The sequence below is a fragment of the Mediterraneibacter sp. 210702-DFI.5.30 genome, from assembly GCF_020560115.1.
GTDB classification, from domain to species: Bacteria; Bacillota; Clostridia; order Lachnospirales; family Lachnospiraceae; genus Mediterraneibacter; species Mediterraneibacter faecis.
This window is the reverse complement of the sequence record NZ_JAJCME010000005.1, coordinates 95,307-116,835: the sequence shown is the minus strand read 5'-3', so window position 1 is coordinate 116,835 and position 21,529 is coordinate 95,307. Positions and strand designations below refer to the sequence as shown.

Sequence of the window (21,529 nt, the reverse complement as noted above, 5' to 3'; positions counted from 1 at the left end):
GGGGAATTCAAGCATGGGAAAGAAATCAATGAGTGGAAGAAAAATGACCTTTCTTCTGATAACAATTCCGATCGTGGCACTGTTTTTCTGTTTTAATACATTGCCACTGATCAAAGGTGTGATTTACAGTTTTACGAATTTCAAAGGTTATGGAAGCTTTGACTGGGTAGGACTTAGAAATTATCAGGATCTTTTTACAGACAGCAGAGTCGGAGGTTCTTATCTGTTTACATTTAAACTTGCAATTGTAGCTACGATTGTGACAAATGTAATCAGTTTGATCCTTGCACTCGGACTGAATAGTAAGATTAAATTCAAGAGTGCGTTTCGTGGTGCCTACTTTATTCCAAATGTTCTCGGAGCGTTGGTTGTAGGATACATTTTCAATTACTTTTTTACATACATTCTTCCGGCTTTCGGAGAAATGCTTGGAAGCAAGACCCTTTCTTCCAGTATGCTGTCTAGTACAAAACTGGCATGGATCGCAGTTGTAATCGTGTGTGCATGGCAGTCGATTGCGATGAATACAATTATTTATATTTCAGGACTGCAGACAGTTCCGGAGGATGTTTACGAAGCAGGAGCGATTGACGGTGCAACAGGATGGAATAAGTTCAGACATCTGACATTCCCTCTCATTATTCCATTCTTTAGCATAAATATGGTACTCTGCGTGAAAAACTTTCTGATGGTATTTGATCAGATCATGGCGTTGACCAAAGGAGGTCCGGCACAGAGTACAGAATCCATCTCTTATCTGATCTATAACAATGGTATGAGCGGCGGTCAGTTTGGATTCCAGAGTGCGAACGCAGTGATATTCTTTATCGTTATTGTTGTAATTTCTGTATTGCAGATGACAATCACAGGGAAAAAGGAGGAACAGCTGTAATGGAAAAAATGAAAATAAAAGAACGGGTAAACTGGCCTGTAACGATTTTACTTTTACTTGGTCTGATTACGGTTGCTTTTCCACTGTATATGACAATCGTAATTGCACTGAAGAAGCCTTCTGAGATGACGAATAGTATCAGTGGAATCCTTTCCTTGCCAAGTCATTTGAGCCTTGATAATTTTGCTGAGGCAATGAGAGTGACAGATTTCTGGCATTCTCTTGGAAACAGTGTATTTATTACACTTGTAACAGTTGTCCTTTCAATTCTGATTCATTCACTGTTGGGGTATGCAATCGGAAGAAATAAGAAGAGTAAATTTTACAAATTTATTTATTTCTATGTTGTCAGCGGAATGTTTGTTCCTTTTGCAATTCTGATGATGCCTGTTGTAAAACAGACGGCGCAGATGGGACTGGCAAACAGAGCAGGAGTTATTATTCTGTACGTTGTATTTTATATGCCTATGAATGTATTGCTTTATTCAGGATATTTGACAAATATCCCGATTGCATTGGAAGAAGCAGCCTGTGTGGATGGTGCGAGTACATGGAAAACATATTGGAAGATTGTTTTCCCAATCATGAAACCAATGCATGCGACAGTTGCAGTTCTGACAGCACTTGGTACATGGAACGATGTTATGACACCACTCGTTATCATGTCCGGTTCAGGAAGCGGAAATACACTTCCGCTGGCGCAGCTGAACTTCCAGACACAGTTTGGAACAAATTATAATCTGGCATTTGCCTCCTATCTGTTGGCACTGCTTCCGATTCTGATCTTCTATCTGATCTGTCAGAAGCATATCCTCAACGGAGTTGTTAATGGAGCAGTGAAATAATAAAAAGTAAAAGATAGCGAAGCGAGAACAGACAGTAATGCAGATCTTGCTTCGCTAAAATGGAAAACAGGAGTATTTAGATATGGGAATTATATATTGCGAGAAAGACAGAACATTTACTTTACAGACAAAAAATACGACATATCAGATGCAGGTGGATCGCTATGGATTTTTGTTACATCTATATTACGGGAAGAAAACCGATGGATGTATGGACTATCTTCTGACATATTATGACAGGGGATTTTCGGGAAATCCATATGATGCAGGAGAAGATCGTACGTATTCAATGGATACACTTCCACAGGAATTTCCTTGTTACGGGAACGGAGATTTCAGAAGTACAGCATTTGCAGTAGAAAATGCAGATGGAAGTATGAGTTGTGACCTTCGTTACAAGAGTCATAAAATCTTTGATGGAAAATATAATCTGGAAGGACTTCCGGCAGTTTATGCAAGTGATGAGGAAGCACAGACACTGGAAATCTTAATGGAAGATCCGGTGACGGGAGTTAAGGTGGTGCTTCTTTATGGAGTGCTTTCCGCACAGGATATTATTACAAGAAGTGTAAGTGTGAAAAATGAAAGCAGTGGCAAAATTTATTTAAACAAAATTGAGTCAGCAAGTCTGGATTTTCTTTACGGAGATTATGAGCTTCTAACATTTTATGGTAGACATGCGATGGAGCGAAATGTTCAGAGAGTTCCGGTTGTGCATGGAACACAGAAAATCGGAAGTGTCAGAGGAACCTCCAGTCATCAGTACAATCCGATGATGATCCTTGCAGAAAAAGAAACGACAGAAGACAAAGGAAATTGTTATGCAATGTCCTTTGTATACAGTGGATGTTTCCAGGGAGAAGTGTTGAAAGATCAGTTAAACCAGACAAGAATGATGCTGGGACTTCAGGAAGAAGCTTTTCGCTATCCGTTGGAAACAGGAGAAATGTTCCAGGCTCCGGAAGTGATTTTATCCTATTCCTCAGAAGGAATGAATCGTTTGTCTCAGAATCTGCATCATTGTATCAGACAACATATCTGCAGAGGCAAATATAAAGAAGAAATTCGTCCAATCTTGATCAATAGCTGGGAAGCAGCTTATTTCGATTTTACCGGAGATACAATCTATGAGCTTGCCAAAGCGGCGAAGGAAGTCAATATTGACATGCTTGTTATGGATGACGGCTGGTTTGGAAAACGTGATGATGATAATAGCGGACTGGGTGACTGGTTTGTGAATGAGAAGAAACTTGGTGGCACACTTGGAAATCTGATCAAGAGAATTAATGATCTGGGTGTGAAGTTTGGTATCTGGATCGAGCCGGAAATGGTTTCAGAAGACAGTGATCTTTATCGGAAACACCCGGACTGGGCATTGACGGTTCCGGGTAGAAATCCGGTCAGAAGCAGAAATCAGCTTGTATTGGATTTTTCAAGAAAAGAAGTTGTAGACGAAATTTATGATCAGATTTGCAAGGTGTTGGATCAGGGGAATATCGAATATGTAAAATGGGATATGAACCGAAGCCTGATGGATGTTTATTCTTCTGTAACAAGAGATCAGGGAAGAGTGTTGCATGATTATGTATTGGGGCTTTATGATTTTCTGGAACGTCTTGTGCAGAGATATCCGAATCTGCTGATTGAAGGCTGTAGCGGTGGAGGTGGAAGATTTGATGCCGGTATGATGTATTACACTCCGCAAATCTGGTGTAGTGATAATACGGATGCAATTGACAGATTACGGATTCAGTATGGAACATCCTTTGGTTATCCGGTATCGGTAGTAGGTTCTCACGTGTCAGCAGTGCCGAATCATCAGACGGGAAGAAAGACCCCACTTCATACAAGAGGTGTTGTTGCAATGTCCGGAACTTTTGGGTATGAGCTGAATCTTATGAAACTTTCTGAAGAAGAAAAGCAGGAGATCAGAGAGCAAATCGCAGAATATAAGAGCTATGCGCCGATCATTCAGAACGGATTGTACTATCGTCTCTCAAATCCGACAACAGAAGAAATCTGTGCATGGGAGTTTGTGCATACAGATGAGAAAGAACAAAGTAAAGTTCTTTTAAATATAGTTATGCAGGTGATTCATGGAAATATGACAGTAAATTATGTAAAACTTCAAGGGCTTGAAGAAACAGCTGTATATCGAGAAAAAAAGAGTGGAAAAAGATACACCGGAGCTGCACTTATGTATGGCGGCATGCCGCTTCCGATAGAGTCGGGCGAATATCAGGCATATCAGTATTGTTTTGTGAAAGAGTAAAATAAATTGGTTGACGATGGAACAGAAAATGGTGAAGAATGTGAATAATACAGAAAAAATCTTTGCACAGCGTATGGAAAAACATCAGGATGAATTACGCTGGCTTTACATGGAGTTGTATGGAAATGATGCAATGTATGCAGAACTTTGTGAGCAGATGCATGATTACTACTTGAAGCGTAGCACAGAGTTGAAAAAAAGAGATATTAAGAAAGAAAAGAATCCTGACTGGTTTAAGGAAAAAGAAATGCTTGGCATGATGTTGTACATTGACAACTTTGCCGGTAATCTGAAAGGTGTAGAAAAAAAGTTAACTTATCTGAAAGAGTGTAATGTAAATTGTCTTCATCTTATGCCTTTTCTGGATACTCCGAGAGGAAAATCAGACGGTGGATATGCCGTGGCAGATTTTCGGAAAGTAAGACCAGATCTCGGTACAATGAAAGATCTTGCCAGATTGACAGAAAAATGTCATGAAAATGGTATGAATGTATGCATGGATTTCGTGATGAATCATACTTCTGAGGAACATGAGTGGGCAAAACGTGCACGAGCAGGCGAAGGAGAATACATGAGCCGTTATTTCTTCTATGATAACGGTGATATTCCGGCGAGATACGAAAAAACTGTTCCACAGGTATTTCCTACAACTGCACCGGGAAATTTCACATGGCTTCCGGAAATCGGGCATTATGTGCTTACGACGTTTTATCCATATCAGTGGGATTTAAATTACCGTAATCCAAGAGTATTTAATGAAATGATGTATAACTTTCTTTTTCTTGCGAATCAGGGAATGGATATTATCCGTATCGATGCAGTTCCTTACATCTGGAAAGAGTTAGGAACAAGCTGCAGGAATCTGAAAGAAGTACATACGATTGTCAGAATGATGCGTATGATTGCAGAAATTGTCTGTCCGAGCGTGATACTTCTTGGCGAAGTGGTTATGGAGCCGGAAAAGGTGGTGCCGTACTTTGGTACAGTTGAAAAACCGGAATGTCATATGCTCTATAATGTGACAACAATGGCGACGACCTGGAATAGTATTGCGACAAGAGACATCCGGCTTTTGAAGAAACAGATGGATATAGTTAGCCGTCTGCCGAAGCAATATACATTTTTAAATTATCTTCGTTGTCATGATGATATCGGTTGGGGACTTGATTTTGATACCATGAAGCAATGGGGAATGGAAGAGCCTTCCCACAAGCGTTACCTCAATGATTATTTTACAGGAAAGATAGAAGGAAGTGTCAGTCGCGGGGAATTATATAACGATGATCCTGTAACTCAAGATGCACGATTTTGTGGAACAACAGCATCCATGTGCGGAATTGAAGCAGCGGGATTTGAAGGAAATGCAGAAAAAATGCAGACGGCAATTCAAGAAGATCTCATGCTCCACGCTTACATGTTGACACAGTCGGGAATTCCGATGCTTTACAGTGGTGATGAGTTAGGACAGGTAAATGATTATAGTTATAAAGATGATGCTGAAAAAGCATCTGATTCACGTTATCTCCACAGAGGAGCATTCCTGTGGGAACTCGCGGATAAGAGAAAAGATCTTTCTACTGTACAGGGACAATTGTTCCAGATGTTGAACCGATTGGAACAGATCCGAAGACAGGAAAATGTCTTTTCCCAGGAAGCAGAAGTATATACATATGATGTTCACAATGACAGTATTTTAGGAATCCTTAGAGAGTATAAGGGAGAACGATTTATTGCACTGTTTAATTTCAGCGAAAGTGAACAGACTGCGTGGATGCAGGAAGAAGGCATTTTCAGAAATCTGGTGAATGGTGAAATTGTAGAAGTGAAAGATCCAGTTTTGAAAGGCTATGAATTTGTTTGGATGAAATATAAAGCATAAAACAAAATGTAAAATATAGATAAATAGATTGAAATACTGAAAGAAGAATTGTATAATTTTACCTATAACAACAAAGGAGGATCTCTGAAATGGATCGTTTGAAAGGTAAAGTAGCTATTATTACAGGTGGTAACTCAGGAGTTGGAGAAGCAACAGCAAAGATGTTCGCCAAAGAGGGCGCAACTGTTGTTATCACAGCGAGAAGAGAGGCTGCACTGGAGAAAGTAGCAGAAGAGATTAAGGCAGCAGGAGGAGAAGTTTTCGCTGTTTCAACAGATATCTCAAAGAAGGGAGATCCGGAGCGACTGATGGATCTCGTGATCGAGAAATATGGCAAGGTAGACATTCTTGTGAATAATGCAGGAATTCTTGAGGAAGGACTGAAACCAATCGATCGATTCTCAGACGAAGATCTTGATCGTATCGTAGAGACGAACGAAAAAGGAACTATGCGTTGCATGCGTGCTGCATCACAGAAGATGCAGGCAGGAGCATCTATCGTAAATGTTGCTTCTATCGCTGGAGTGAAAGGATGTGGCGGAGCTGCTTATGTAGCATCTAAAGCAGCAATCGTAGGAGTGACAAAGCATACAGCACTTCGTTTCCAGGCAACAGGAATCCGTTGTAATGCAATCTGCCCGGGAAATATCATTACACCAATGACATCAGGAACAAATCCGGCAGCACTTGACCCGGATATGATCGGTGCAATGTCAACACACAGTAATCTTAGAACACCATCTTGTACAGCAGAAGATGTAGCAAATGTAATCCTGTTCTTTGCAAGCGATGAATCAAAGGCAATTACAGGACAGGCAATCGTAACAGATTTCGGAGCTATGCTGTAAGGAAAATAAGATAGCAACTATTTAAAAAGGACAGAAAGGTTTCGATTTGTTAACCTTTCTGTCCTTCTTTGTATATAAATAAAAAAGAATGTTGCAAAGTGAAACATAAAAGCGTATACTAAAAGAAAAAAAGCGGTGATTCTATGAAAACAAAATTTAACGAGTATTTGACAAAATTACGTAAATCCCGGGTCTACACTCAGGCGCAGATGGCAGAAAAACTGGGGATTTCCAGATCGACTTATACCAATTATGAGAATGGAAACCGGACACCGGACTTTGAAGTACTGGAACGAATAAGTGAGGTGTTAGCCTGTTCCTTAGATGAATTATTTGGAAGAAAACCAACTTATGTTGCAAGTTGTGACGTGGTAAAGGAAGACAGCATTCTGTACAATGTATCTGGGATACAAGAGGAAAAACCTAAACTTGCAATAGGAGTACAGGACTTTCGCGATTTGCGTGAAAAAAAAGCCTATTATGTGGACAAAACACAGTTTATTGAACAGTTTTTAGAATCCTGGTATCAGATTACATTAATTACAAGACCGAGAAGGTTCGGTAAGACACTTAATATGTCAATGTTGGCAGAATTTCTTGACTGCACAAAAGATTCCTCCGATTTATTTTGTGGAACAAAGATTACAAAATCTGTCCACTACAAGGAGCTCAATCGATATCCTGTTGTATTTTTGTCTTTCCTTAACGTGACAGCGGGGGATGCAGAATCTTTGTGTTATGCATTGAAAGATACTGTACGTGCGGAGTATGAGCGCTTTTATCAGATGGTTAATGATGGAAGACTGTCAGAATTCCAGGTGAAAGAATTCAATATGATTTATAATAGTTTATGTCAGGAAAGCATCGGAAAAGAAATAGAAAATCATGTAATTCGTTCAATTGCTGTTCTTTGTCAGGCACTGAGTACGTATTATGGAGAAAAAGTATTTTTGCTGTTAGATGAATATGATACTCCGTTTATGTCTGCAAATTCCGAAGGATATTATGATGAAGTAAGAGCCATGTTGAATCGTTTTCTGGCAACGTCCCTGAAAGGCAACGATTATCTTCAAAAGGCAATTCTGACAGGAATTCAGAGAATTGCGAAGGAAAATATATTTTCGGGTCTCAATAATTTAGTTGTCTGCACAGTGCAGGACGAAGATTATGATGACTGTTTTGGTTTTACAGAGCAAGAAGTAAAAGAGCTGCTTGCTTATTGTAAAGCAGAATTTTCAGATGAGCTAAAAAAGATGTACGATGGATATCATTTTGGCAGTACAGATGTATATAATCCATGGTCAATATCGTGTTATGCGGCAAGAAGAAGGATGGATTCTTATTGGGTTAATACAAGCGAAAACAGTATTTTACGTAATGCACTTGAAGTACAGGGAAGGTCTTTTGAGAAAGAATATGAGGCCTTGGTCACAGAAGGTGAAGTAGAAGTGATAGTAGATTTTTCAATGGCTTATTATGAAAAAATGGACGAAGCAAATCTATGGGGACTTCTTGTAAATGCCGGAATTGTAACAATTACAAAAGAAATCGAAGAGGACTATTACCGACTTCGGGTTCCTAATCTGGAAGTGTGGAAAGTGTTCAAGGAATTAACAGCATGTCATCTGAAAATCGATGAGAGACATATGGAAAAGATGTTAAATGCTCTTAAAAGAAAGGATATGGAACGTTTTGCAGAAGAGTATCAGAGAGTTCTTTTGGAATTGCCATCTTATCATGATCTGAAAGATGAGAATAGTTACCATATGATGACGCTTGGAATGTGTGCATTTCTTAGAAAGGATTATGATATCAAAAGCAATCGGGAAACCGGAGAAGGCAGAAGTGATATCTGTCTTTATGCAAAACATGACAGATATCCAAATTTAATTTTGGAATTCAAGTATACCAAAGATGAAAAAGACGATTTAGAAAAGCTTGCAGAAAAGGCACTGGAACAGATAAAGGAAAAACAATATGACGCAGAGATGACCGGAGAAGTGTGTTATGTTGGACTGGCACATTGTGGGAAAAGAGTTACTGTTCACTCCCGTGTCAATCACTCCGCTGATTGACACGGAGGATGCATGTTTTGGCTTGAATGCATCTCGCCCCATCGCCAAAGGCGATTTAAAATGGCGAGATGCGTTGCTGGTCGCACATTGTGTGAACAGTAACGGAAAAGATCTTGTATCAGATGGAGAAAAAACGGTTGACATCTATCAGACAAGCTTTTATACTAATCATGTGAAGAAAACACGGGGAGCTTGTGTACCAGGCTGAGAGGAAGTTGAGAACTTCGACCCATAACCTGATTTGGATAATGCCAACGTAGGAATGTATAAAGCAGTACTTTAGAGAGATACATTTGTTGGTATCTCTCTTTTTATATATTAGGAAAGTGTTTTCCTAATATATAAAACGCTCCGCTAAGGATGCACACTGCGGCGTACAATGTAGATGTCGCAAGCGACCGCCGCAGGCGCAAGAATGTGCTAAGGCACATTCTTTGTTACTAATCAGGAAAAATTGAAGATTGGAGTAAGTTGAGATTGAACGAGAGTTCATGAAGGGGTGCACCACCACGGGTACATTTCTTTCATGAACTCTTTTTTTCAATTATCCGGAAAGGAGTAGTTATGATTACAGTAAATGGAAAGCAGATCCAGCTGACATCTGAAATGAGTGTTGCTGATTATCTGGAGCAGAACAATTACCAGATTAATAGAATCGCAGTTGAAATGAATGAAGAAATTCTTCCGAAATACAGCTATTCAGAGACAATGCTCAAAGACGGTGACCGTCTGGAGGTTGTGACATTTGTAGGAGGAGGCTGATATCAGATGGCATCAGAAAGAATATTAAGCAAAGAAGAAATCGAAACAGCGCTGAATGAACGCCATTCGCCGGAAAAACAGAAGCTTTTATCAGCCGGTCAGGTGACGATTGCCGGACTTGGTGGACTAGGTTCCAATGTAGCGTATTCACTTGCACGAATTGGAGTAGGGCATCTGCATCTGATTGATTTTGATATGGTGGATATTACCAATTTGAATCGGCAGCAGTATTTCATGGAGCATATCGGAATGTATAAGACCGATGCGCTAAAGTCACTGCTTTTAAAGATCAATCCATATCTGGATATTCGTACAGATTGTGTGAAGGTGACAGAAGAGAATTTGAAAGAACTGTTTGCGGATGCTCAGATTGTCTGTGAAGCATTTGATAATCCGGTAGCAAAAGCAATGCTGGTGAATGGAATTCTGGAGCATTTTCCGGAGAAGAAGCTTGTGTCTGCAACAGGTATGGCAGGCTATGAAAGCAGCAATATAATCAGTACTAAGAGAATGATGAAGAACTTTTATTTATGTGGAGATCGTGTGACAGAGCCGACTTATGGGAATGGATTAATGGCTCCACGAGTTGCAATCTGCGCAGGGCATGAAGCAAATATGATCACGCGTTTGCTTCTTGGAGAAGAGGATGTATAGAAAGACATCTAAATGAATAAAAAAGAAAGAAGGATTTAAGTTATGAATCAGAAAGATACATTTACACTTGGAGGAAAAGAATTTAGTTCACGTTTTATTCTGGGATCAGGAAAATTTTCGCTTGATCTTGTGAAAGCATGTGTAGAAAAAGCAGGAGCGCAGATCATTACACTTGCGCTTCGTCGTGCAAATGAAGGAGGACTTGCGAATATTCTGGATTATATTCCGGAAAATGTAACACTTCTTCCGAATACATCAGGAGCAAGAAATGCAGAGGAAGCAGTTCGTATTGCAAGACTTTCCAGAGAAGTTGGTTGTGGTAACTTTGTAAAAATCGAAGTTGTCAGAGATTCCAAATATCTTCTTCCTGACAACTATGAGACAATCAAGGCAACAGAAATTCTTGCAAAAGAAGGCTTTGTAGTTATGCCATATATGTATCCGGATCTGAATGCGGCAAGAGATCTGGTGAATGCAGGGGCTGCCTGTGTAATGCCACTTGGGGCACCGATTGGTTCTAACAAAGGACTTTGTACAAAAGACTTCATCCAGATTTTGATTGATGAGATTGATCTGCCGATTATTGTAGATGCAGGAATCGGACGTCCATCTCAGGCATGCGAGGCAATGGAAATGGGAGCGGCAGCTGTTATGGCGAATACAGCAATCGCAACAGCAGGAAATGTCGAGGAGATGGCTGAGGCATTCAAGAAAGCAATTGAAGCAGGAAGAAGTGCTTATCTTTCAGGTCTTGGAAGAACAATTGAACGAGGTGCAAGTGCATCTTCACCATTGACAGGATTTCTGGAAGACTAGGAGGCAGTTGAGATGAATGATACACATGTTAATGAAAGTATTTTAAGTGAAGAAATACTGGAAGATCAGAAGAAAAACAGAATCGATCATATGACTTATCTTCCGGGAATGGAGGATATCGGATCAGAAATCATGGATCAGGTGATCGAGGCAATGGAAGCCTATGATTATAGCAAATATACCGCAGCAGATGTGAAAAATGCACTTGCACATTCCGAACGTACTCCGGAAGATTTTAAAGCATTGTTATCACCGGCAGCCCTTCCGTTTTTGGAAGAGATTGCCCAGGCAGCTCAGAAGGAGACAAGAAAACATTTTGGAAACAGTGTGTATATGTTTACACCGATTTATATTGCAAACTATTGTGAAAACTATTGTATTTATTGTGGATTTAACTGTCATAACAAGATTAACCGCGCACAGTTGAATGCAGAGGAGATTGAGAAAGAAATGGCAGCAATCGCAGAGACAGGATTACAGGAAATCCTGATTCTGACAGGGGAAAGCCGCAACAAATCTACAGTAGAGTATATTGGAGAGGCATGCAAGATTGCAAGAAAGTATTTCAAAGTGATCGGTCTGGAAATCTATCCGGTCAATTCAGATGAGTATGCGTATCTGCATGAATGTGGAGCTGATTATGTGACAGTATTCCAGGAAACATATAATTCAGATAAGTACGAGACGCTTCATCTGGCAGGACATAAAAGAATCTTCCCATACCGTGTCAATGCACAGGAGAGAGCAGTGAAAGGTGGTATGCGAGGAGTTGGATTCGGTGCGCTTTTAGGACTGGATGATTTTAGAAAAGATGCTTTTGCAACAGGATATCACGCATATCTGTTACAGAGAAAATATCCACATGCAGAAATCGCATTTTCCTGCCCAAGACTTCGCCCGATCATCAATAATGACAGAATCAATCCGATGGATGTTCATGAGCCACAGCTTCTGCAGGTTGTCTGTGCATATCGTCTGTTTATGCCATTTGCAAGCATTACAGTTTCAACAAGAGAGTGTGCGCGTGTCAGAGATAATCTTGTAAATATTGCGGCAACTAAGATTTCAGCAGGGGTAAGTACAGGAATTGGAAGCCATGTGGATGATATCGAGGATAAGGGCGATGACCAGTTTGAGATTTCAGATGAACGTTCGGTAGATGAGGTTTATGATGCATTATTGAAAAATAATCTCCAGCCTGTTATGAGTGATTATATTTATGTGTAAGATGAAATGCGATTTATCGGAGATGGATTTGAAAATTATAGCTGTCAGTAATAGAAAACTGTGCGAAAGACCATTTTTGGAGCAGATTGAACGGGTTTGTCAGATGAAACCGCAGGCAATTATTTTGCGTGAAAAAGATCTGTCAGAAGAGGAATATCGGATTCTGTCAGAAGAAGTTCTGTCTGTTTGCAAGAAATATGAGATTCCGTGTATTTTACATAAGTTCTGGAAAACAGCATTGGAATTGGAATGTACATCTGTACATCTGCCATTGCCGGAATTAAGGAAACTTCCGGAAGGTGTGAAAGAACAATTTCAAAGAATCGGTACTTCCGTTCATTCAGTGGAAGAGGCAAAGGAAGCAGAAAGACTTGGTGTGTCTTACATGACAGCAGGACATATTTATGTTACAGATTGCAAGAAAGGTTTGGCACCGAGAGGGCTTGGATTCTTAAAAGATGTCTGCAGTACTCTGAATGTTCCGGTATATGCGATTGGTGGAATCAAGTTTGATGAAAAACAGTGGGAAGAATTGAAACAAAATGGTGCTTCCGGAGGATGCATTATGTCCGGAATGATGGAACTATAAACCATGAGATATCATGAAATAGAATTAATGAAGCAATACAAATTAACTTGACCTGAACCGGGCTTTACATAGTATAATAAATGCACTTGATTACGAGGATTTATGAAATTGTAATTGGGTGCATTTTTTGCATGAAAAGAATTACGATTGATAGAAAAAATCAGAACAGCAAGAAGGTAAAGACAGGGTTACTGTTCATTCCCGTGTCAATCACTCCGCTGATTGACACGGAGGATGCGTGTTTTGACTTGAATGCATCTCGCCCCATCGCCAAAGGCGATTTAAAATGGCGAGATGCGTTGCTGGTCGCACATCGTGTGAACAGTAACAAGACAGGAGGAAAAAGATGCAGGATGAATTACATAATAAATTAGCACATTTAAAAGAGTACATAAAAGAACTGGACAGTGTTGCGATTGCATTTTCCAGTGGAGTTGATTCTACATTTTTATTAAAGGTGGCACATGAGATATTGGGAGATAATGTGATGGCGATCACAGTACAATCCGGTTCCTTTCCAAAGAGAGAACTAAATGAGGCAATTGCATTTTGCAAAAAAGAAGATATTCGTCATAAGGTCTGTCAGGTGGATGAAATGAAGATTGAAGGATTTTCTCAGAACCCACCGAACAGATGTTATTTATGCAAGCATGCACTGTTTGAAAAGATTGGAGTAATTGCAGAGAAAAATGAAATTGCTTATGTTGCAGAAGGTTCTAATATGGATGATCTTGGCGACTACAGACCGGGGCTTCAGGCTGTGGCGGAATTAGGAGTAAAAAGTCCACTGCGCGAAGTAGGACTTACAAAAACGGAGATTCGTGAATTGTCAAAAGAGATGGGACTTTCAACCTGGGAAAAGCCATCTTTTGCCTGTCTGGCTTCAAGATTTGTATACGGAGAAACAATCAGCAAAGAGAAGTTGATCATGGTGGAAAACGCGGAACAGTTATTGCTTGAACATGGCTTCCGGCAATTTCGTGTCCGTATGCATGGAAGGATGGCGAGGATCGAAGTAATGCCGGAAGAGTTTTTGAAGTTGCTTCAGGAAGAAGTCCGTGAGGATATTGTAAAACAATTTAAGCAGTTCGGATTCACTTATGTTACAATGGATCTAACAGGGTACAGAATGGGAAGTATGAATGAAACCCTGGATAAGAAGAATTAGAATGAGGCGAAAAAGATGGAACAAAAGGAAATGATAGATCTTTTAAGACAGGTAGCATCCGGAACAATGGATGTAGAACAGGCAGCTTTGAAGTTAAAAGAAGAGCCTTTTGAAGATCTTGGTTTTGCCAAGATTGACCATCACAGAGCCATGCGCCAGGGTGTGGCAGAAGTGATTTATGGAGAAGGAAAAACACCGGAACAGATTTTCCGGATTGCAGAAGCAATGAAGGAAAAGGGACAGAAAGCAGTCCTGATCACAAGAATGAATAAGGAGTCAGCAATTTACGTGGGAGAACGCCTGGAACTTCAATATGATGAAGCCAGCCGGATTGGGTTTATAGGCGAAGCACCAATAAAAGATGGAGACGGGAAAATAGTTGTGGCAACAGGCGGGACAAGCGATATCCCTGTTGCAGAAGAGGCTGCAAGAACAGCAGAGACACTTGGAAATGAAGTGGTCCGTTTATATGATGTAGGTGTCGCAGGAGTACATCGTCTGCTTGGACATCTCGACGAATTAATGGAAGCTCGTGTCATTATTGCTGTAGCCGGAATGGAAGGAGCACTCGCCAGTGTGATTGGAGGACTGGTGGATTGCCCGGTGATCGCAGTTCCGACAAGTGTTGGATATGGAGCATCTTTCGGTGGCGTATCAGCACTTCTTTCTATGTTGAATTCTTGTGCAAGCGGAGTGAGTGTTGTAAATATCGATAATGGATTTGGCGCGGGATTTCTTGCGAGCCGGATCAATCACATAGAGAGGAGAACGAAGGAATGAGGACATTATATTTAGACTGTGGGATGGGAGCAGCAGGGGATATGCTGACGGCTTCATTATTGCAATTGTTTTCAGAACCTGTAAAACAGGTGAAAAAGTTGAATGATCTGAAAATCCCGGGGGTAAAATATCAGTTGGTGGCGTGTACAAGAGGCGGAATCAGAGGATATCAGGTCCGCGTGTTTGTGAAAGGACAGGAAGAAGAGAATCCTCATATGCAGACGGAAGAGCAGATCGGACATAAATCAGAAGAACCAGAGAAGCATACACAAGAACACGGACATCACTCAATGTCTCAGATCGTTCGTCTGATCAATCGGTTAAAAATTGAAGATCAGGTAAAACAGGACGCAGTTGCAGTTTATAAATTGATTGCAAAGGCGGAAGGAAAGGCGCATGGTCAGCGCATGGATGAAATCCATTTCCATGAGGTTGGGACGATGGATGCAGTGGCTGATGTTGTGGCTGTCTGCTATTTGCTGAATGAACTTCAGGTGGATCAGATTCTTGCATCACCGGTTCGTGTCGGATATGGTCATGTGAAATGTGCACATGGAATCCTTCCGGTGCCGGCACCGGCAACAGCGTATCTGATGAAAGAAATTCCAATGTATGCAGGAGACCTGGAGGGAGAATTCTGTACACCGACAGGAGCCGCACTTCTGAAGCATTTTGTTAAAAAGTATGAACAGATGCCGGTTCTGCAGATGGAAGAAATCGGTTATGGTTTTGGAAAAAGAGAGTATGAAAGACTGAACTGTGTGCGTGCGATTCTTGGAGAAACGCAAGACAAGGTAGAAGAAGAAATCCTGGAACTGTGCTGTAATCTGGATGATATGACTTCGGAAGAAATCGGGTATGCGACAGAGCTTCTGATCAAAGAAGGCGCATTGGATGTTTACACATCCTCCATTCAGATGAAGAAAAACCGGCCGGGGATTCTGCTTACATGTATGTGCAGGGCAGAGCAGAAAGAGTATTTTCTACAGCTGATATTCAAACACACTTCAACACTTGGTGTCAGAGAGTATTTTTGTAGAAGATATGGACTTAAGCGGAAAATAGACGAAGTGCAGACAGAATATGGAACCGTTCATGTGAAGAGAGCATCCGGATATGGAGTGGTGAAAGAAAAACTCGAGTATGATGATGTTTCCAAAATTGCAGAAGAACATAGCTGGTCTGTAGCAGAGGCAAGAAATAGGATCTATGGAAAATTATAATTTTAATATACAGGAAGAATTAAAAAAGCTTCCGGGAAGGCCGGGAGTCTATCTGATGCATGATGAGACGGATCAGATTATCTATGTCGGAAAAGCAATCAGCCTGAAAAACCGTGTGCGGCAGTATTTTCAAAGCAGCAGGAATAAAGGGGTTAAGATCGAACAGATGGTAACACATATCCGCCGCTTTGAATATATTGTGACAGATTCGGAACTGGAAGCACTTGTTCTGGAATGTAATCTGATCAAGGAACATCGGCCCAAATATAATACGATGCTTATGGATGACAAAGCGTATCCGTTTATAAAAGTAACAACCGGTGAAGCATATCCACGCATTATGCTGGCACGTCAGATGAAAAAAGATAAAGCACGTTATTTCGGCCCCTATACAAGCTCACAGGCGGTGCGTGACACAATTGATCTGATCCATAAGCTGTATCATATAAGAAGCTGTAATCGTTCACTTCCAAAAGACATTGGAAAAGAGCGTCCGTGTCTGAATTATCATATCAAGCAGTGTGAGGCACCGTGTCAGGGATACATTTCCCAGGAAGAATACCGGAAATCCATTGATGAGGTGATCCGTTTTCTAAATGGAAATTTTGATATGATTTTAAAAGATCTGGAAGATAAGATGATGGCTGCTTCGGAGGCACTGGAATTTGAGAAAGCAATCGAATATAGAGAGTTATTAAATAGTGTGAAAAAGGTGGCTCAGAAACAGAAGATTACAGATTCCAGTGGGGAAGACAGAGATGTCATGGCAGTTGCATGCCAGGACGAAGATGCAGTTGTACAGGTCTTTTTTATCCGTGGCGGAAGATTGATCGGGAGAGACCATTTCTATCTTAGAATCAGCGAAGAGGATAAAAAATCTGAAATTCTTAACAGTTTTATCAAACAGTATTATGCAGGAACCCCTTTTCTTCCGGGTGAACTGATGCTGCCGGAAGAAATCGAAGAGCAGGAACTTCTTGAATCCTGGCTGAGCGCGAAGAAGGGGCAGAAAGTAACGATCCGTGTGCCGAAGAAAGGTACAAAAGAAAAGCTGGTAGAACTGGCGGAAGAGAATGCGAGGATGGTTCTGTCTAAAGATAAAGAGCGGCTAAAGAGGGAAGAAGGACGCACGATCGGTGCAGTGAAGGAGATAGCATCTTTACTGGGACTGGAACAGATCGTCCGTATGGAAGCATATGATATTTCTAATACAAATGGTTTCGAATCGGTAGGCTCTATGGTTGTCTATGAGAAAGGAAAACCAAAGCGGAATGATTACAGGAAGTTCAAAATCAAGAGTGTGAAAGGACCGGATGATTATGCGAGCATGAGAGAAGTTCTTACGCGTCGTTTTACACATGGATTAAAAGAACGTGAGGAGAATGCGGAAGCTGGGAAATTCACAACATTTCCGGATTTAATTTTGATGGATGGAGGCCGTGGACAGGTAAATATTGCATTGCAGGTGCTTGATGAGTTGAAGCTGAATATTCCGGTCTGTGGTATGGTGAAAGATGACAATCATAGAACAAGAGGATTATATTACAATAATGTGGAAATCCCGATTGACCGCAATTCAGAAGCATTTAAACTGGTCACAAGAATTCAGGATGAAGCCCATCGGTTTGCAATCGAGTTCCACAGGCAGCTGCGTGGCAAAGGGCAGGTACATTCCGTTTTGGATGATATTGAAGGAATCGGTCCGGCCAGAAGAAAGGCATTGATGCGGCATTATCTGAGCCTGGATGCAATCCGGAGCGCAACAGTAGAAGAACTGGCGCAGCTTCCGTCAATGAATGAGAAGGCAGCAGAATCGGTTTATCAATTCTTTCATGATTAAGGGTTTTATCGAAAAGAAAATCATGATATACTTATGTACAGGCGATGGGACATGTAGGGAAATGTTGGATTTATGCGAGCAGTAAATATCATATATCTCTTGAGCTTATCAAGGCAGCATGTCTGAAACGAAAAGAGATACAGGAAAAGGAGATTACAAGATGAGTGGTGTGAAATTAACCGATATCGTTGAAAAGATGAATCTGAAAAATCTCACTCCGGAAGTGGATATCACAGAACGTGAAGTTCTTGTTCCGGATGTGAACAGACCGGCACTTCAGCTGGCAGGATTTTTCGATCATTTTGATCTGAATCGTGTACAGATTATAGGGAATGTAGAGTGTGCCTATCTGGAGACTTTGGAAGACGAGAAAAGAGTTGAGATTTATCAGAAACTTCTGGAACATAAAGTACCATGTATTATTTTCAGCAATGAACTTCAGCCGGATGAAAGCTTCATTGAGATTGCTCAGAAAAATGATATTCCGGTATTCGGTACATGTAAGAAGACATCCTCCTTTATGGGAGAACTGATCCGTTGGCTTAATGTAAAACTTGCTCCGTGCATTTCCATTCATGGAGTGCTTGTTGACGTATATGGTGTCGGAGTTCTGATCATGGGAGAAAGTGGAATCGGTAAGAGCGAAGCAGCTCTTGAACTGATCAAGCGTGGACATCGTCTTGTGACGGATGATGTGGTTGAGATCCGCAAAGTCAGTGACGATACACTGGTTGGTTCTGCACCGGATATCACAAGACATTTTATCGAGCTGCGTGGTATCGGAATCGTGGATGTAAAGTCTATGTTCGGTGTACAGAGCGTAAGAGAAACACAGAATATCGATCTGGTCATTACTCTGGAAGACTGGAGCAGAGAGAAAGAATACGACAGACTTGGTCTGGAGGAGGAATATACAGAATTTCTTGGAAACCGAGTTGTCTGCCATAATATTCCAATCCGTCCGGGGCGTAATCTGGCGATCATCGTAGAATCTGCTGCAGTTAACCACAGACAGAAGCAGATGGGATACAACGCTGCACAGGAATTGTACAAACGTGTGCAGGAGAATCTGGCAAAGAGAAGAAAATAAAACAAAAGAGAAACAGAGGATGCGGTACAAATGTTACAGAGTACCGCATTCTCATGTGAAATATAAAAAGAAACGGAGATAGATTTATGAAATATTGTTTTGGTGTTGATATCGGGGGAACAACGGTTAAACTTGGTCTGTTCAGTGAGGCAGGTGCTATTGTAGAGAAATGGGAGATCGTGACAAGAACTGAGAATGAAGGTGCGGCGATTCTTCCGGATGTTGCAGAAGCAATCAATGGTAAGTTAGAGCAGCACGGCATTGAGAAAGAACAGGTTCTTGGAATCGGTGTCGGTGTGCCGGCTCCTGTTACTGTAGATGGAATTGTCAACGGTTCTGCGAATCTTGGCTGGAAATATAAGAATGCGAAGAAAGAGCTGGAAGAACTGACAGGATTGACAGCAGAGTTTGGAAATGATGCGAATGTCGCAGCACTTGGCGAGATGTGGAAAGGCGGCGGTGTTGGTTACCGTAATATGATCATGGTCACACTTGGAACAGGTGTTGGTGGTGGCATTATCATCAATGGAAAGATACTGACGGGAGAGAACGGAGCAGGTGGAGAGATTGGTCATATGTGTGTGAATCTGGAAGAGACAGATACTTGCGGATGTGGCGGACACGGATGTCTGGAGCAGTATGCATCAGCAACAGGTATCTCCCGTCTTGCAAGAAAGAAGATGGAGCATGAGACACGTGCAACAATCCTGACAAAAGAAGACCTTTCTGCAAAAGCTGTTTTCGATGCAGTCAAAGAAGGAGACGAAGTTGCGATTGAAGTTGCGACAGAGATGGGAAATTACTTAGGACATGCAATGGCAGATATGGCAGCAGTACTGGATCCGGCTGTATTTGTAATTGGTGGTGGAGTGTCCAAAGCAGGAGAAGTTCTGCTTTCATTTATCGAAAAACCATTTATGGAAAAAGCGTTCTTTGCAAATAAGAATGTGAAGTTCAAGCTTGCTACTCTTGGAAATGATGCAGGAATCTGCGGAGCAGCTAAGCTGGTACTTGAGGATTGATAAAAGTATAACAAGTGCAGAATAAATAGTAGAAAGAAAAAAGAGGAGATTTTTACAGATGTTGGATATCTGTGAAATCCCTCTTTTTTCTTTGGGAAATCTATTATGCAAGCACCTTTTTGAAACTAACTTTAAAGTATATGGTTTCTGCAATCGCTGTGAGTCCCCAGGAGAAGATGTACAGCAGATACAGAGATGGAATTGTATGGAAGTAAGCAAATACCGTATAGATCCATATAATACGAAATACGCAGGATCCCATGATAACAATAAATGTAGGAGCAATGCTCTTGCCGATTCCTCTGGAAGATGCAATTGCACAGTCCATAAAGGCGCTGAATGCATAGGAGAATCCCATAATCCTAATTCTATGCATACCAGCTGCGATAACGGCTGGTTCTGTGGCAAACAGAGACAAGAATGGGCGCCCAAAGAAGAAGAGTGCTCCTCCGAGAAGCAGGCCTGCACTGAAAGAATAAGTAAGTGTTACGAGATAGCATTTTTTCATTCTTTCTTTATTCCCGGCTCCCCAGTTCTGGCTCATGAAACTGGAACAGGCCACATAGAAGGCAAACATAACATTGTAAATCAGATTGTCTGCATTTGCAGCTGCAGCATTTCCGGAAACCATGATCGCATCAAAGGAGTTGACTCCGGATTGAACAAAAAGGTTTGCAATCGCGAAAATCGCATTCTGAAGACCGGATGGAACACCGAGATAAAGAACTCCTTTTCCATAAATGTTATGATAACGCAGATTGCGCAGACGAACTTTACATTCATCATCGCGTCGCATCAGATGGATCAGGATCAATCCTCCTGAAACGTACTGTGCGATTGCACTGGCAGTAGCAACTCCGACAGCAGCCATATGGAATACGATAACAAAGATCAGATTCAATAGGACATTAAGTATTCCGGCAAATGCAAGGTAATACATCGGACGCTTTGTATCCCCACGGGCGCTTAAGACACCGTTGCCGAAATTATAAACTGCCGTGGCAGGCATGCCAAGTGCAAAAACTTTCATGTAGAGAACAGCCTGATCGAGCAGTTCGGGCTTTGTATTCATCATGGAAAGCATTGGTCCTGCAAAAAGCAGACAGATCAGACAGACAAAAATACCTGCCGCTGCACAGATAATGAGTGCAGAGTGAATGGTTTCTTTTGTAGCTTTCTTATCACCGGCACCGAGTTTATTGGCAACCTGGACGTTGACACCACTTCCGAGCCCGATCAGAAGTCCCGTGAACAGTGTGACAAGTGTAGTTGTCGAGCCGACAGAACCAAGTGCTTTGTAATCTGCAAAATGTCCGACAACAGCGACATCACTTAAGTTGAACATCACTTCCAAAATCTGGGAAAATATAAGAGGAACACTGAAGAAAAACATGTTTTTCCAAAGAGATCCCTGAGTCATTTCAATTGTTCGCTTTCGTCTTTTCGTTATTTCATTATTCATTCCCAAATACCCCTTTACCAGATAAAATAATGAAAGAAAACAGATAAAATTACAAAAAAAACATCACTTCCAAAAGAAAGCAATG

General features: G+C 41.1%; 20 protein-coding genes and 1 riboswitch. Of the genes, 19 read left to right on the top strand and 1 reads right to left on the bottom strand.

All coding sequences use genetic code 11. From position 1 onward, the window contains the following. The first annotated feature begins 13 nt into the window (after positions 1-13). The 19 genes from LI126_RS07215 to LI126_RS07125 all read left to right on the top strand — a co-directional run bounded on the left by LI126_RS07215 (position 14) and on the right by LI126_RS07125 (position 19,982). Positions 14-892: a carbohydrate ABC transporter permease gene (locus LI126_RS07215; protein ID WP_055171989.1), complete on the top strand. Its 879-nt coding sequence runs from the start codon at positions 14-16 to the stop codon at positions 890-892. Beyond that, positions 892-1,737 carry a carbohydrate ABC transporter permease gene (locus LI126_RS07210; RefSeq protein ID WP_172790456.1) on the top strand — a complete coding sequence of 282 codons (846 nt, stop codon included), beginning with the start codon at positions 892-894 and terminating at the stop codon, positions 1,735-1,737. The genes LI126_RS07215 and LI126_RS07210 overlap by 1 nt, the downstream gene beginning before the upstream one ends. Positions 1,738-1,819: 82 nt before the next feature. Continuing rightward, entirely contained in the window at positions 1,820-4,009 is a 2,190-nt protein-coding gene (locus LI126_RS07205) for an alpha-galactosidase (protein WP_227165108.1), read from the top strand. A gap of 16 nt (positions 4,010-4,025) precedes the next feature. Further along, positions 4,026-5,888, top strand: a complete 1,863-nt coding sequence (locus tag LI126_RS07200) for an amylosucrase (protein WP_227165107.1) — start codon at positions 4,026-4,028, stop codon at positions 5,886-5,888. Positions 5,889-5,977: 89 nt separating this feature from the next. After that, complete coding sequence (locus LI126_RS07195) at positions 5,978-6,736, top strand: SDR family NAD(P)-dependent oxidoreductase (RefSeq protein ID WP_020436695.1); 759 nt, start codon at positions 5,978-5,980, stop codon at positions 6,734-6,736. Between the two features lie 143 nt (positions 6,737-6,879). Further along, positions 6,880-8,811 (top strand): AAA family ATPase, encoded by a 1,932-nt coding sequence (locus tag LI126_RS07190; protein ID WP_227165106.1) that lies wholly within the window; start codon positions 6,880-6,882, stop codon positions 8,809-8,811. After that, positions 8,762-9,019 (top strand): hypothetical protein, encoded by a 258-nt coding sequence (locus LI126_RS07185; RefSeq protein ID WP_173021133.1) that lies wholly within the window; start codon positions 8,762-8,764, stop codon positions 9,017-9,019. Before LI126_RS07190 ends, LI126_RS07185 begins: the two co-directional genes overlap by 50 nt. After that, positions 8,986-9,091, top strand: a riboswitch (TPP riboswitch). It overlaps the preceding gene by 34 nt. Positions 9,092-9,375: 284 nt before the next feature. Further along, entirely contained in the window at positions 9,376-9,573 is a 198-nt protein-coding gene (gene thiS, locus LI126_RS07180) for a sulfur carrier protein ThiS (protein ID WP_020436697.1), read from the top strand. A 6-nt stretch (positions 9,574-9,579) separates the two neighbouring features. Continuing rightward, entirely contained in the window at positions 9,580-10,227 is a 648-nt protein-coding gene (gene thiF, locus LI126_RS07175) for a sulfur carrier protein ThiS adenylyltransferase ThiF (RefSeq protein WP_227165105.1), read from the top strand. 42 nt (positions 10,228-10,269) lie between these two features. Next, positions 10,270-11,043 (top strand): thiazole synthase, encoded by a 774-nt coding sequence (locus LI126_RS07170; protein WP_020436699.1) that lies wholly within the window; start codon positions 10,270-10,272, stop codon positions 11,041-11,043. 12 nt (positions 11,044-11,055) lie between these two features. Then, a complete protein-coding gene (gene thiH / locus LI126_RS07165; RefSeq protein ID WP_195942171.1) occupies positions 11,056-12,270 on the top strand; it encodes a 2-iminoacetate synthase ThiH in 1,215 nt (404 codons plus the stop codon). Next, positions 12,263-12,859: a thiamine phosphate synthase gene (locus tag LI126_RS07160; protein WP_227165104.1), complete on the top strand. Its 597-nt coding sequence runs from the start codon at positions 12,263-12,265 to the stop codon at positions 12,857-12,859. The genes thiH and LI126_RS07160 overlap by 8 nt, the downstream gene beginning before the upstream one ends. 131 nt (positions 12,860-12,990) lie before the next feature. Further along, a complete protein-coding gene (locus tag LI126_RS07155) occupies positions 12,991-13,233 on the top strand; it encodes a hypothetical protein (RefSeq protein ID WP_055161760.1) in 243 nt (80 codons plus the stop codon). After that, positions 13,206-14,027 carry an ATP-dependent sacrificial sulfur transferase LarE gene (gene larE / locus LI126_RS07150; RefSeq protein ID WP_055148240.1) on the top strand — a complete coding sequence of 274 codons (822 nt, stop codon included), beginning with the start codon at positions 13,206-13,208 and terminating at the stop codon, positions 14,025-14,027. The genes LI126_RS07155 and larE overlap by 28 nt, the downstream gene beginning before the upstream one ends. 15 nt (positions 14,028-14,042) lie before the next feature. Beyond that, positions 14,043-14,807, top strand: coding sequence for a nickel pincer cofactor biosynthesis protein LarB (larB, locus tag LI126_RS07145; protein WP_054752309.1), 765 nt, complete (start codon positions 14,043-14,045; stop codon positions 14,805-14,807). Beyond that, entirely contained in the window at positions 14,804-16,030 is a 1,227-nt protein-coding gene (gene larC / locus LI126_RS07140) for a nickel pincer cofactor biosynthesis protein LarC (protein WP_055148242.1), read from the top strand. Before larB ends, larC begins: the two co-directional genes overlap by 4 nt. Beyond that, positions 16,017-17,870 (top strand): excinuclease ABC subunit UvrC, encoded by a 1,854-nt coding sequence (uvrC, locus tag LI126_RS07135; protein WP_226901450.1) that lies wholly within the window; start codon positions 16,017-16,019, stop codon positions 17,868-17,870. Before larC ends, uvrC begins: the two co-directional genes overlap by 14 nt. 160 nt (positions 17,871-18,030) lie before the next feature. Further along, on the top strand, positions 18,031-18,960 hold the full coding sequence (gene hprK / locus LI126_RS07130; RefSeq protein ID WP_020436445.1) for an HPr(Ser) kinase/phosphatase: 930 nt from the start codon (positions 18,031-18,033) through the stop codon (positions 18,958-18,960). Between the two features lie 86 nt (positions 18,961-19,046). Next, positions 19,047-19,982: an ROK family glucokinase gene (locus LI126_RS07125; protein ID WP_015529587.1), complete on the top strand. Its 936-nt coding sequence runs from the start codon at positions 19,047-19,049 to the stop codon at positions 19,980-19,982. A 103-nt stretch (positions 19,983-20,085) separates the two neighbouring features. On the opposite strand, the gene LI126_RS07120 is transcribed toward LI126_RS07125, so the two are convergent. After that, entirely contained in the window at positions 20,086-21,444 is a 1,359-nt protein-coding gene (locus LI126_RS07120; protein ID WP_055148246.1) for an MATE family efflux transporter, read from the bottom strand. Between the last annotated feature and the right edge of the window lie 85 nt (positions 21,445-21,529).